Here is a 12,564-nt window from a genome sequence, read left to right as displayed (position 1 = left end):
TTGGCGCTTCGTGCCCAAGCACTTAGGCAAACGCATTACGTCGCGTTTCTTGTCGCAGGTAGAGCTGACCTCGCAGCCTGACCATGCGCTGCTTGACGTCATCACGATTCCGCGTACCGCGAGCACCAGCCCGTGGAAGCAACTGGCGCGCCGAGTTATCTGGGCTATGGGGCTGATGGTCTTTGTCACCATCATCGTCTTTTTCGACGGTGATGGCTACAGCGAAGACCTGTCCTTCCTCGATGCCGCCTACTATTCAGCGGTGTCGTTGACCACTGTGGGCTATGGCGATATCGTTCCCGTCACCCCCACCGCGCGCTTCATCAACCTCATTATCGTTACCCCGGCCCGCCTGCTCTTCCTTGTTTTGTTGGTCGGTGCTACCTTGTCGGTTCTGACGGATCGAGCCCGCCGCACCTTTGAAATCCAGAATTGGAGAAAGCAATTGCGTAACCACACCGTTGTCATCGGCTATGGCACTAAGGGCGCTGGTGCGGTCGCCGCCCTCATCGCCGATGACGTTCCCGCCTCCCAAATCGTGGTTGTTGACAACAACCGCGCGGCCCTAGCCAGCGCCGAGCACCACGGCCTCGTCACCATTTACGGCTCCGGAACCAAGCAAGACGTGCTGCGCATCGCCGGCGCGCAGCACGCCTCGTCGGTGGTGGTGACTCCGTCCACGGACGATACCGCGGTGCTGTGTACCTTGTCCGTGCGCGAGCTCAACCCCAAGGCCAAGGTGGTCGCTTCCGTGCGTGAATCCGAGAACCGCCACCTACTCCTCCAATCCGGTGCCGATTCGGTGGTCACTTCCGCGGAGACCGCCGGACGTCTCCTGGGCCTAGCCACCGTGACACCGACGGTGGTGGAGATGATGGAGGACCTCCTCTCGCCGAACGAGGGCTTTTCCGTGGCCGAGCGTGCGGTGCGCGAATTCGAAGTGGGCTCCAATCCACGTCACCTCGCCGACATTGTTCTGGCGGTTCTGCGCAACAACGAGCTACACCGCGTCGATACGGCAGACGCGTATGCACTCAAGCCTGGTGACCGCCTGCTCTATATCAAGCATGAGATGCAGCAGGCTGCGGAAGATACCGATGAAGACGAGGATGAAGGCAACTAATGTTCCTGCCCGTCACCGAGACTGGCCTTGTCCCGGTATCGCCACAAGGCCAGCCGGTCTTTCTGGCTAAGCCGGCGGGGGAGATCGTGGTTGCGGCCGGGGATATTCACGCTTTCCTGGTGGAGTCCGAGGCCGCCGAGCGGCTCGGTACACTGCGCGATGCCACCTTCTTTAACGGTCAGCGCGACATTCTCAAAGCCCTGCATCTGATCCGTAACCGTCGGGAAGCGCGCTTTGATCCACGCACTGGGCGGGAGCTGTCCTACCCTGCGCCAGGGGGCGTGGGACATGATGGCGAACGCCTCGTCTTTCCCCGCTTGGATCCCGCCGTCATCGGCATCATTCACCACGCGGAGTCGGACCGTATCCTGCTGGCTCGCAACCGTCACCGTCCAGGATTCTTTTCACTCATCGCCGGCTATGTCGATCCCGGCGAGACCCTTGAAGAAGCGATGATCCGCGAGGCACTTGAGGAAACCGGTCGTCGCGTTGAGTCAGTTTCCTATTGGGGCTCGCAGCCCTGGCCGCCTAGTGGCTCTTTGATGGTGGGCTTTTCCGCGGTCACGGAGGATGTCCAGCCCGTGTGCGATACTGACGAAGAGCTCGCAGAAGTGCGGTGGGTGTCCCGCGCTGAGCTGCCAGAACTGACCATTGCCCGCAAGGGTTCAATTGCACACACGATGATTATGGAGTGGTTCCACGGTGATGAGACCGGATCTGTCCCTGCTCGATGAAGACCAGCGAGCCGCAGCCACGGCGCCGCGCGGCCCAGTCTGCATCCTGGCAGGTGCCGGAACGGGTAAGACCCGCACGATTACCTATCGCATCGCTCACATGGTGGACCAGGGTTTCGTCAACCCGCAGCGCGTTCTGGCCGTCACCTTCACCTCTCGCGCCGCGAGTGAAATGCGCGAGCGGCTCAACCAGATGGGCGTTGGGGGAGTACAAGCCCAAACCTTTCACGCCGCAGCGCGCCGCCAGTTGAAGTACTTTTGGCCGCAGGTTGCTGGGGATCTGCCCTGGCAGCTCATTGACAACAAGTTCAGCCTGGTCGGCCGCGCGGTCCGCTCGCTTGGCTTGGACAACAACAAGGACACGATTCGTGATTTCCTGGGGGAAATCGAATGGGCAAAGTCTTCACTGATTAGCCCCGAGGGCTATCCCGGTGTCATCGAATCCACGGACCGCGAGGCGCCGGGGGATCCGGCCAAGGTGGCGGAGGTCTTCCGCCGCTATGAGGACATGAAGGCCACCCCGGATCTCATGTACCTCGATTTTGATGACTTGCTCATGCACATCGCCGGCGCCATCGAGAACGTGCCTGCGGTGGCGGAGGTCTTCCGTGAGCAGTACCGAACCTTTGTGGTGGACGAGTATCAAGACGTCACCCCCTTGCAGCAGCGAGTACTGGAGGCCTGGTTGGGGGAGCGCGATGACCTGACGGTCGTGGGCGATGCCAACCAGACCATCTATTCCTTCAACGGTGCTTCCCCGGAGTATCTGCTGAATTTTTCCCGCACCTACCCGCAGGCCACCGTGGTCAAGCTGCAGCGAGACTACCGCTCCACCCCGCAAGTGACGGACCTGGCTAACGAGGTCATCTCGAAGGCCACGGGCCGCGCGGCGGGGACCCGTTTGGAGTTGCAGGGCATGCGCGAGCCTGGACCCGAGCCCACGTTTAAGGCCTATGAGTCTGAGGAGATTGAGGCCAAGGAGGTCGCGGGCCAGGTTCTGACCCTGCTGAACCAGGGAGTGAAGGCTTCCGAAATCGCAATTCTTTACCGCATCAACGCGCAATCAGAGCAGTTTGAGCAGGCGCTTGCTGACGCTGGAGTGGTTTACCAAGTCCGCGGTGGCGAAGGCTTCTTCCGCCGCCCAGAGATTTTAGAGGCCATCCGCGTGCTCATCGCTGCCACGCGCCGCGATGATTTGCCGAATGATCCGGTGGCTGTGGCACGTGCGGCCTTCGTGGAGCTGGGGCTGTCCGCCACGGAACCGCAGGGCGCGCAGGCCCGCGAGCGCTGGCAGTCGCTCACGGCCTTGGTGGACCTCATCGCGCAGATCGTGGAGGACCACGAGGGGATAGACCTGCCTGGCGTGCTAGGAGAGCTGCACCGCCGCTCCGAAAACAAGCACAACCCCACGATGGAGGGCGTGACCCTCGCTACCATTCACGCTGCCAAGGGCCTGGAGTGGGATGCGGTGTTCCTCGTAGGTCTCACCGAAAAACTCCTGCCCATTAACCACGCCATCAAAGCCGGCGATGAACACGTGGAGGAGGAGCGCCGGCTGTTTTATGTCGGCATTACCCGTGCACGCGAGCACCTAGCCTTGTCGTGGGCGCTGGCTAAGACCACTGGTTCGCGGGCCTCACGTGAGCGAACCCGCTTCCTGGACGGCGTGGTCCCGGGAATCGAGGAAAGCCAGTCCTCGAACCGTCGCTATCGCCCGCGCCGTTGCCGAGTGTGCTCGGGGCAGCTCAGCAGCCCGGCAGAGAAGGTCCTCGGCCGCCACGAGTGGTGCGAGTATGAGGGTGATGAGGATGTCTTCAACGCGCTGCGCGCGTGGCGGGCGTCGGTGGCGAAGGACTCTCAGGTTCCTGCCTACGTCGTCTTTTCTGATGCCACCCTGCAAGCGATTTCGGAGGCTCTTCCAGCCAACGAGGCGGAGCTGCTGGATATCTCCGGGGTGGGCCCCTCCAAGCTGGAGCGCTATGGCGCGGAGGTTCTGCAGATCATTGCTTCTTCCCGCGGCTAAGAGGAACTAAGAAGCAGCGCAGTACGTGCAGCGAGGATGTTCCATGAGAAGCCTCCGTTGCTCTAGGCCGTAGAGGTCTATCTCCGTGAGTTCGCCGGCGAGCGGCTTGCCACCGGGCGCTCCTGGCGGGGCCGGCCTTCCCAAGAGCCGGCGAATAATCACCACTGCATGCATCACTATCGCAGTGCGCACGATGGGGTCGCCCGGCGCTTCCACTGTCGCGGCGCGGTGGGCCACCTCGTGCCATAGCTCGTCTGATTCGATGCGGTGCAGATGCGCGCACAGCGGGCAGGGGCCAGCCCCGTCGATGCGAACTGGTCCGATGATGCCGCGGGCATCGATCATAGATACCGGCAACCAGGTGGCTGGGGAATTGCGCAGGGCTTGTGCCCATTCCGTGGCGCCATCCAGCATGTCGACAGCCACGATAGGCAGGTGCCCGGCCACGTTTGCGATGTACTCGGCAGGGGTTTCGCTGTGGAGAGGAGAGCGTGGTTGGAAGGAATCACCAAGCAGGACGTCGCGCAGCTCATTGGCCAGGGCGGAGGTCCCCAGCACAGCCACACGCTGCGGCCGGGGCGCCGGCCACAAAACTCGGTAGCTAATCAGATCCTCCACTAAGCTGCGGGCAGCTGAGGGGCTCATGCCCGTATTCTCAATGGACTTTTCAATAGTTTGTCGGGTCAGCGGCGTGCGCAGCCTGTTGAGCAAGCCCGCCAGCTGCGGGTGGGCTTCAAACACGCCGACGCGCGTGGCATCCATCCCGCACTGGAGCATTCCAGGTTCGCGCTTAAGAATCGTGGTTTCCGGCGCCAGCATGTACGTCTGTGCACTCAAGACTGTCCTCCCCGTTGTGCCCCACCCCAGGTGTGTGTAGACACCATTGCACCACAGGTAGAATGCCCTGTCATGTCGAGCAATCCCGAGGTACGTGTCATCCGTTCGGCACGGCGCCGTCGCACCGTCCAAGCCCGCGTGGTCGACGGTGTTCTGGAGGTGCGCATCCCCGCGTGGATGTCAGCGGCGGAAGAGCGCGAAGCGGTGGATGGCATCGTGGCGAAGGTGCGCAAAAAGCACACCTCTTCGCAGCTTTCCGACGATTCCCTGGCCGACCGCGCCCGCACACTGAATGCCCGCTTTTTGGCGGGCCGCGCCACGGTGGGTTCCATCCGGTGGGTGAGTAACCAAAAATCCCGCTGGGGTAGCTGCACTACCTCAACGGGCGATATTCGGATTTCTGACCGGCTGCAGGATGTTCCCAACTACGTCCTCGACGCGGTCATCATCCACGAGTTAACGCACACCTTCATCCCGGGTCATGGTCCGGACTTCTGGGAGTGGGCTGACCGCGCGCCCAAAGCCGAGCGCGCGAAAGGATACCTCGAGGCTTACCAGCGTTTCCGCTAGTTCTCTTCGCCCGGCTTGTCCTCTCTATTGTCGTCGCCGTCGGCGTCTGTGTCCTCGCCAGCGCTGTCGCCGGTGTTATCGCTGGCATCGCCCCCGGCATCCTGCTGGCGGAGCATCTCCTCCAGCTTGGAGAACTCCGCTTCAAAGCCCTCATCAGGGGTGTCATCGAGCAAACCGTCGATGAAGGACGCAGGGTTCTCCAGGTGCTCGGCCGTGGGCAGAAGATCCGGGTGGTCCCAGGCGGAGTCACGTTTGTCGGCGCCCACCGCGACGGTGGCGCGGCGCCAGAGTTCAGCGGCGGCCTCCACCTTCGGGGCATTGAGCTCGATGCCGACGACCTGGGAGAAGGCCTTCTCTGCGGAGCCGCCAGTGGAGCGGCGGTGCGCCCACGCCTCGGTCATTGCCTTCGTAGACGGGATGCGCTCTCCCAGGGCCTCGGTCACCACGTGTTCAACCCAGCCCTCAACGAGTGCTAAGAGGGTTTCCAGACGAGAAGCCGCGACTGCGTTGCGGGAGGTGATCCGCGGGGACAGGTCCATGCCCTGTAGCTTGCTCATCGCGTCCTGGATGGCCTCAGGGTCACCGGATTCCAGGTTGAGCTCGCGGGTAGCCTCCTCGATATGGGAGGTATCGATAACCAAGCCCATGGCGTATTCCTCAACGGAGGAGACGAGGCGCTCGACCAACCACGGCACATGCTTGAACAGGCGCTGGCGGGCGGCTTCACGGGCGCCGATGTAGACGAGCACTTCCTGGCCCGGAACGTTGAGATCGCGCGCAATGGCCTGGATATTGTGCGGCAGGAGTGCAGTGGTGCCTGCGGGGGAGACAGGCAAGCCGAAGTCAGAACCGGTCAATGCCTGCGCAGCCAGATCACCCAGCGCGTGGCCCAGCTTCATGCCGAAGTTCATGCCGGACATCGAGTTCATCATCGAGGTCATCGGGCCCATCATCTCGCGGGCTTCCTCCGGCAGGGATTCCAGCTGCGCGGAGTTCATGTGCTCCGCAACCGGGGTGACCATGCGCTGCCACATCGGCAGCGTCTCATCCAGCCACTGCGCGGAATTCCACGCGGTGACGGTGCCGGATGCGGTGGGCAGGATCGTGGCATCATCTAGCCACAGTTCCGCTAGCCTCACGGCTTCTTGCACAGCGGTGCGGTCTTGCTCGCTGACCTCTTTATCGCGGGAGATCTGCTGGTGCGCGATGCGCTTGGCCAAGTCATAGTTGACCGGGCCGGAACCCTCCGGGGAGTTCATGGAGGAACCCATGCCGGACAGCATCTGGCCGAACTGATTCAACAGGTCTCCTAGGCCACCGTTGCCCGCGCTGAAGCCGAAGGCGCCGAACGGGTTCTGGTCGCGACGATCGTTATCATCGTCATCGTCGTTATTGGGGAAGGAAAAACCGAATCCGTTGCTCATGGACCCCAATCTACTAGGTTTCCTAGCGCGGATTCTAGGACCACGGCAACGCTGAGAGCGAACAAGCTCCACAAGGCTGTAGGCTGATCCTCCGTGAAAACTCCGCAGAACCCCCGAACCCGCCGCTTGTCCACTTTGACGTGGGGAGCCATCCCGGTGGTGCTGACGGGAGCCCTGCTCAGCATCGACCACATTCCCGGCACCGATATCACCTTGTCGGTGCCTTATGCCGCCGAGGGGCCAGGTCCTACCGTGGATACCCTGGGCGAGGTGGATGGGGAACCCGTCGTCAACGTCGAAGCCCCAGAGACGTTCCAGCCGGAGGGGCAGCTCAACATGACAACGGTCTCCGTGCGCACCAACATGACGCTGGCCCAGGCCCTGGGGCGGTGGTTATTTACGGATGACACCATCGTCCCCATCGAGATTGTTATCCCGCAGGGCAAGACAGATAAGGAGGTCCAGGAGGCCAATCAGCAGGCCTTTACCCAGTCCGAGTCGGCGGCCACGGTCGCCGCCATGGACTATCTGGACAAACCGGTGAGAATCGAGGTGGCACAAGTACTCGATGACGGCCCCGCAGCAGGCGCGCTTGACGACGCCGACATTATCACCACCGTCAACGGTGACAAGGTCACGGAGCCTGGCCAAGTGCAAGAGAAGATTCGCGCTCTTCAGCCTGGCGATGAGGTGGAGCTAGGCATTGTTCGCAAGGGCAAGGAAAAGACTGTCGGGGTCACCCTCGGCTCCCACCCCGAGCAGGAGGACGTGGCCCTGCTAGGCATCCTTATGACCTCGGTTCCCACCGAGGACATCACGGTGGATTACAACCTGCAGGACGTCGGCGGCCCCTCGGCCGGCATGATGTTTACCTTGGCGGTGATTGACAAGCTCTCTAGCGAAGATCTCACCGGCGGCCGGTTTGTCGCCGGCACCGGCACTATAGGTGAGGACGGCGAGGTCGGCCCCATCGGCGGTATCGTCCACAAGGTTCACGCGGCTCAGGAAGCGGGCGCTGAGCTTTTCCTCGCCCCAGCCGACAACTGCGCGGAGGCAGTCAGCCGCGATACCGGAGACATGGTGGTGGCTAAGGTCCACACGCTGGATGATGCCATCGAGGCGATGCAGAACTTTGCGGAAGGAAACGCCGTCGAGACCTGCGAAGGCTAGCCCGCTAAACCAGGCCTAGCTCCTTGAGGCGCTCTTCCGGATCGTCCTGGTCCGTGGAGATCATCTGCTGCATGATAAGGCCCTCATCGTTGTCAACGACGGTGAGGATGGCCGTGTTGCCCAGCATAGACCAGCCCACGACGCGGTTGCCGCTGTCCTCGATGACGCGGGAGCTGCGCAGCTCGGTGAGCACCTGGGTGGTTTGGGAAGCCTTGGTCTTGGACTTGAAGAACTGGAACTGGCCTACCTCCGAGCCAGAGCAGTTGAAAGAATCCGTCACGCCATTGGGATCGCAGCGGTCGAATTGCGCGAAGATCCCCTCCGGTACGAGCCCGCCGAAGATCTCATAAGCTTGCTCCACGGAAGCATTAAACGCCCCGCTGGGCTCCGCGGACTCGCTGGCGTCCTTGTCTTTGTCTTTGCGGTCGGCGGAGCTGTGGGCTGAGGATTCATCCTTCGCGTCTGAGCTGGTCTCAGACTCAGAGGCGGCAGGAGAGGTCGTCTCGGATTCCTCGGCGGACGTGGCCGGGGCCGGCGCGCTGGTCTTCTCCGCGGCGGCGGTGGTTGTTTCGCTCGCAGGCGCTGGGTCAGGGGAGGGGGCATCGTCCTTCCCACATGCGGAGAGCAGGCAGCCGGTGGCAAGCACGGCCGAAGCTGCGGCGGTGAAGCGGGATGTCAAGCGCACGAGAGACTCCTCTATCAATTGCGTGCCCAGCCCCGAGAGCTGAGCACTAATGGCCACTGCATTCTGAGTTTAGTCGATTAGAGCATTTCCTCCGGATCTTGCTCCAACCCGTAGCGCAGCGCAGCGATGACCCCCGGTGCCACATTCGGTCCGCCACGCAATTGGATATCGTCTTCTGCGAAGGGGCCGGCCTCCGCTAGTTCCTCCTCGGTCGGACGCAATTGCAGCAGGGTGAGCTCCGCGCCATCGTTGTCGACACTCTCTGCATCGGCTGTGGAGCTTCCGTCCAGGGCGGTAGCCCGCAGGACTCCGGAGAAGAGGCGGGCGGGGCGGGCGTCGCCAAGCGCGGCGTCTGAGGTGTCCTTAAACATGATCTCCTGGGCTAGGATGACGCCGGCGATCTCCCGCGGCCATGCTAGCCGCGAGACGTAGTCCGCGAGGTGCTCCGATCCCGGTTCGATGCCTTCCGGCAACTCTTGCACCACGAGGGTGAGGGGAGAGGAGTCATCGACGTCCCCAAGCTGGGCGGCCACCAGCTCAGTAGGGACGAGAGCAAAAAGGGTAGGAGGCGCATCCCAGCCTTCGGCGTGGATGAAATCCACGGCCTCGCGCATCGCCTTGTTGAGCGCGCGGTGTACAGCGGGCTGGGAGGAAGGTTGGGAACTCATAAGCGTCCTTGTTCGTTGACGGTCATAGTGCTTCTCTAGACTAGAAGCTTGATACCTCTATATTCGCACGACACTTGATTGGAGCTGGAGTTGGCTTCCGGACTCAACCGACCCGCCGCCCCGATGAAACGTCCGCCCAAATTTCTCTCGTGGGTTGTCGCCATCATCGCGGTCCTCTTGTTCATTGGCCCCATGTTGGTGGGCTTCTACACGGATTGGAAGTGGTTCGGCGCGATTGAGTACCGTGGGGTCTTCACCAAGACCCTGGTGACGCGCATCGTCCTCTTCATCCTCTTCGGCCTCGTAGCAGCGGCTGTTACGTACGTTGCGGGCCTGATTGTGTGGCGGGGGCGCGGTGACTCGATGGACATGGCGGACTTCAATTCCCCCGTTTATCAGTACCGCAAGTCCATTGAGAGCACGATGAGTGTCTTCCTCAAGGTCATCCCGGTGCTCGTCGGCGTCGTTTCCGGCCTGTTGGGGCAAGCCAACTGGCGGACCGTCATGCTCTTCCTCAATTCTCATGACTTTGGGGTGGCCGACCCGCAGTTCAACCACGACCTTGGCTTCTACGCTTTCCGTTTGCCGGTGTGGTCAATGCTGGTCAGCGCTGCTTCCATGCTGGTCGCAGTGTGCTTCCTCATCGCACTTGTGGGGCACTACATTCTTGGCGGCATTCGCTTGGGCAATCGCGCCGCAGGCGTGCGTGGTTCGCTGTCGAAAGCAGCGCGCACGCAGCTCGCCGTCACCGGTGGCATTTGGATGCTGCTCCAGGTGGCTGGCTACTGGCTGGGGCGCTACGAGTTGCTGTACAACCAGCACTCGCTGTTTACGGGTGGTTCCTACACGGACATCAATGCCTACCTGCCGGCAAAGATCATCCTCATGATCATCGGCGTGTTCGTGGCCGTGGCGATCTTTTCTGCAGTGGTCATTAAGGACCTGCGCATCCCCGGCCTTGCTGTGGTGCTCATGGTGCTGTCCTCCTTGGTCATTGGCCAAGGCTGGCCGCTCATCATGGAACGCTTCTCCGTGAACCCGAACCGCCAGGCTAAAGAGGCGGAGTCGATCTCCCGCAACATCGAGTCCACTCGCTTTGCCTATGGCCTCACAGACGACAAGGTGACCTACGAGGAGAACTGGGGCGCGGAGGACGTCGCCGATGACAAGGTTGCCTCGGATGACTCCACCATCTCCAACCTGCGCCTGCTGGACCCGGACATCTTGGCGCCGACGTTTACTCAGATGCAGCAGCTAAAGAACTTCTACGGTTTCCCAGAGACGCTGGCGATGGATCGTTATGAGATCGACGGCGAACTCCGTGACTTCGTGGTCGCAGCCCGCGAGCTGGACCCGAACGAGCTGCAGGAGAACCAGCAGAACTGGATTAACCGCCACACCGTGTATACCCACGGCAATGGTTTCATTGCGGCGCAGGCCAACACAGTCGATGAGGTAGCTCGTGATGCCGGTTCGGCCCGTGGTGGTTTCCCCATCTTCACGGTGGCGGACCTGCAGACCCAGGCGGGCAAGGACGCCGAGGGTGAGGGCGAAACCCAGAATGCTGAAGAATCCCTCGGTATCAAGGTGGACCAGCCGCGAACCTACTTCGGCCCGGTGATCGCTAGCGCCCAGGATGGGATGGACTACGCCATCGTGGGCAAGACGGGTGATGAGTCCGTCGAATACGACACCGATACCTCCACCTACACCTATGACGGCAAGGGTGGCGTCGACATCGGCAACATTGTTGACCGCACTGCCTTTGCGCTGAAGTACCAGGAACTCAACTTCCTGCTCTCGGACCGCGTGGGGCCGGAGTCCAAGCTGCTCTATGACCGCGACCCGCGCGAGCGCGTGGAGAAGGTTGCTCCCTGGCTGACGACGGATTCCTCCACCTACCCGGCGGTCATCGACGGCCGCATCAAGTGGATTGTCGATGGCTACACCACCTTGGATTCCCTGCCGTATTCGCAGCGCACCTCCCTGACGGAGACCACCCAGGACGCACAGAACCCGACGGGCACGACGCAGCGCTTGGTCAACGATCAGGTGGGCTATATCCGTAACTCGGTGAAGGCGACTGTCGACGCTTACGATGGCACCGTCGATCTCTATGAGTTCGACACCGAAGACCCCGTGCTTAAGGCATGGGAGGGTGTCTTCCCGGGCGTCGTCAAGCCCGAGTCGGAGATCTCCGACGAGCTGCGTCAGCACATGCGCTACCCGGAGGACATGTTCAAGGTGCAGCGCAACCTGCTGGCCAAGTACCACGTAGATGACCCGGGCGTCTTCTTCAACAACGACGCCTTCTGGTCCGTGCCGGAGGATCCGACTGCCGGTGAATCCCAGGGGCTGAACCAGCCGCCGTACTACGTGCTGGCTTCCGACCCGGAGGCCAACAAGCCGAGCTTCCAACTCATCACCTCCTACCGCGGTCTGAACCGTCAGTTCCTCTCTGCACACATGGCGGTGTCTTCTGATCCGGAGACCTACGGTGATATCACCGTGCGCGTGCTGCCGACGAATACCCAGACCCAAGGCCCTAAGCAGGCGCAGGACGCCATGATGTCTTCTGATCAGGTGGCTCGTGACCGCACACTGTGGCAGGGCTCGAATGACCTGAAGAACGGTAACCTGCTGGCCCTGCCAGTGGGTGGGGGAGAGATCCTCTACTTGGAGCCGATCTACTCGCAGCGCAAGGGCCAGGAGTCTGCGTTCCCGAAGCTGCTGCGCGTGCTGGTGTCCTACAAGGGGCGGGTGGGCTATGCGCCGACGATTGGTGAGGCCCTAGAGCAGGTCGGCATCGACCCGAAGGCCGCCCAGGACATCACCGAAATTGAGGGTGACTCCGGTAAGCAGACGGAGAAGGATGACGAGGAGGCCAATGCCGCCGATAAGAAGGACGAAGAGAAGGACTCTGAGTCTTCCGCACCGGCCTCCGCTCCGAAGGCATCTGACGAGGGTGAGGCTATCGACGCCATCAACAAGGCTCTCGATGGTGTAGACAAGGCCAAGAACGGCTCCTTTGAGGAGTATGGCAAGGCCCTGGACGAGCTCGATAAGGCAGTGGAGGACTACCGCTCCCTGCAGTCTCAGTAAGTCCGGATAGGTGCCGGCGAAAACTCGGCGCCTCACCTATGAAATGGCGCCTGCCCAGGGGATTTGGGTAGGCGCCAAGGTGTCTGTATAGTTACATCCGTCGCCAGCACACGGGACAGTGTGCAGAGCGCTTGATGTTTGGAAGTACATCTCGACGCGGGGTGGAGCAGCTCGGTAGCTCGCTGGGCTCATAACCCAGAGGTCGTAGGTTCGAATCCTGCCCCCGCT

The 12,564-nt window shown here is 61.8% G+C and carries 10 protein-coding genes and 1 tRNA gene; 7 read left to right on the top strand and 4 right to left on the bottom strand.

Translation table 11 applies throughout. The features are described from left to right. The first annotated feature begins 10 nt into the window (after positions 1–10). The 3 genes from HMPREF3147_RS06390 to HMPREF3147_RS06380 are packed head-to-tail and all read left to right on the top strand — an operon-like array spanning position 11 to position 3,880. Complete coding sequence (locus HMPREF3147_RS06390) at positions 11–1,123, top strand: potassium channel family protein (protein ID WP_070446120.1); 1,113 nt, start codon at positions 11–13, stop codon at positions 1,121–1,123. Next, positions 1,123–1,857, top strand: coding sequence for an NAD(+) diphosphatase (locus tag HMPREF3147_RS06385; RefSeq protein ID WP_070446118.1), 735 nt, complete (start codon positions 1,123–1,125; stop codon positions 1,855–1,857). Before HMPREF3147_RS06390 ends, HMPREF3147_RS06385 begins: the two co-directional genes overlap by 1 nt. After that, positions 1,829–3,880 (top strand): ATP-dependent DNA helicase UvrD2, encoded by a 2,052-nt coding sequence (locus HMPREF3147_RS06380; RefSeq protein ID WP_201829624.1) that lies wholly within the window; start codon positions 1,829–1,831, stop codon positions 3,878–3,880. Before HMPREF3147_RS06385 ends, HMPREF3147_RS06380 begins: the two co-directional genes overlap by 29 nt. 6 nt (positions 3,881–3,886) lie before the next feature. On the opposite strand, the gene HMPREF3147_RS06375 is transcribed toward HMPREF3147_RS06380, so the two are convergent. After that, on the bottom strand, positions 3,887–4,717 hold the full coding sequence (locus HMPREF3147_RS06375; RefSeq protein WP_070446114.1) for a hypothetical protein: 831 nt from the start codon (positions 4,715–4,717) through the stop codon (positions 3,887–3,889). Between the two features lie 72 nt (positions 4,718–4,789). On the opposite strand from HMPREF3147_RS06375, the gene HMPREF3147_RS06370 reads away from it, so the two are divergent. Further along, a complete protein-coding gene (locus HMPREF3147_RS06370) occupies positions 4,790–5,287 on the top strand; it encodes a M48 metallopeptidase family protein (protein ID WP_070446112.1) in 498 nt (165 codons plus the stop codon). On the opposite strand, the gene HMPREF3147_RS06365 is transcribed toward HMPREF3147_RS06370, so the two are convergent. After that, the gene (locus tag HMPREF3147_RS06365) at positions 5,284–6,711 is read right to left on the bottom strand and encodes a zinc-dependent metalloprotease (protein WP_070446110.1); all 1,428 of its coding nucleotides are present in this window, start codon (positions 6,709–6,711) and stop codon (positions 5,284–5,286) included. The genes HMPREF3147_RS06370 and HMPREF3147_RS06365 overlap by 4 nt on opposite strands. Before the next feature lie 93 nt (positions 6,712–6,804). On the opposite strand from HMPREF3147_RS06365, the gene HMPREF3147_RS06360 reads away from it, so the two are divergent. Next, positions 6,805–7,881 carry a YlbL family protein gene (locus HMPREF3147_RS06360; protein WP_070446107.1) on the top strand — a complete coding sequence of 359 codons (1,077 nt, stop codon included), beginning with the start codon at positions 6,805–6,807 and terminating at the stop codon, positions 7,879–7,881. 4 nt (positions 7,882–7,885) lie between these two features. Here HMPREF3147_RS06360 and HMPREF3147_RS06355 read toward each other — a convergent pair whose 3' ends face one another. Further along, positions 7,886–8,566 carry a prolipoprotein diacylglyceryl transferase gene (locus tag HMPREF3147_RS06355; protein ID WP_070446105.1) on the bottom strand — a complete coding sequence of 227 codons (681 nt, stop codon included), beginning with the start codon at positions 8,564–8,566 and terminating at the stop codon, positions 7,886–7,888. A gap of 77 nt (positions 8,567–8,643) precedes the next feature. Continuing rightward, positions 8,644–9,234, bottom strand: coding sequence for a PPA1309 family protein (locus tag HMPREF3147_RS06350; protein ID WP_070446104.1), 591 nt, complete (start codon positions 9,232–9,234; stop codon positions 8,644–8,646). A gap of 123 nt (positions 9,235–9,357) precedes the next feature. Between HMPREF3147_RS06350 and HMPREF3147_RS06345 the strand changes: the two genes are divergently transcribed. Both HMPREF3147_RS06345 and HMPREF3147_RS06340 read left to right on the top strand, forming a co-directional pair. Next, complete coding sequence (locus tag HMPREF3147_RS06345; protein ID WP_070446102.1) at positions 9,358–12,336, top strand: UPF0182 family protein; 2,979 nt, start codon at positions 9,358–9,360, stop codon at positions 12,334–12,336. A gap of 155 nt (positions 12,337–12,491) precedes the next feature. Then, positions 12,492–12,564, top strand: a tRNA-Met gene (locus HMPREF3147_RS06340).

The organism is Corynebacterium sp. HMSC05D03, from assembly GCF_001807205.1.
Classification (GTDB): domain Bacteria; phylum Actinomycetota; class Actinomycetes; order Mycobacteriales; family Mycobacteriaceae; genus Corynebacterium; species Corynebacterium aurimucosum.
The sequence above is the reverse complement of the archived record's forward strand: the minus strand, read 5'-3'. Positions and strand labels throughout refer to the sequence as shown.

Excerpts from the sequence above, each read along its gene's own strand:
- HMPREF3147_RS06345 (WP_070446102.1), top strand. The coding sequence starts at position 9,358 with ATGAAACGTCCGCCCAAATTTCTCTCGTGGGTTGTCGCCATCATCGCG.
- HMPREF3147_RS06370 (WP_070446112.1), top strand. The coding sequence starts at position 4,790 with ATGTCGAGCAATCCCGAGGTACGTGTCATCCGTTCGGCACGGCGCCGT.
- HMPREF3147_RS06365 (WP_070446110.1), bottom strand. The coding sequence starts at position 6,711 with ATGAGCAACGGATTCGGTTTTTCCTTCCCCAATAACGACGATGACGAT.
- HMPREF3147_RS06380 (WP_201829624.1), top strand. The coding sequence starts at position 1,829 with ATGAGACCGGATCTGTCCCTGCTCGATGAAGACCAGCGAGCCGCAGCC.
- HMPREF3147_RS06350 (WP_070446104.1), bottom strand. The coding sequence starts at position 9,234 with ATGAGTTCCCAACCTTCCTCCCAGCCCGCTGTACACCGCGCGCTCAAC.
- HMPREF3147_RS06385 (WP_070446118.1), top strand. The coding sequence starts at position 1,123 with ATGTTCCTGCCCGTCACCGAGACTGGCCTTGTCCCGGTATCGCCACAA.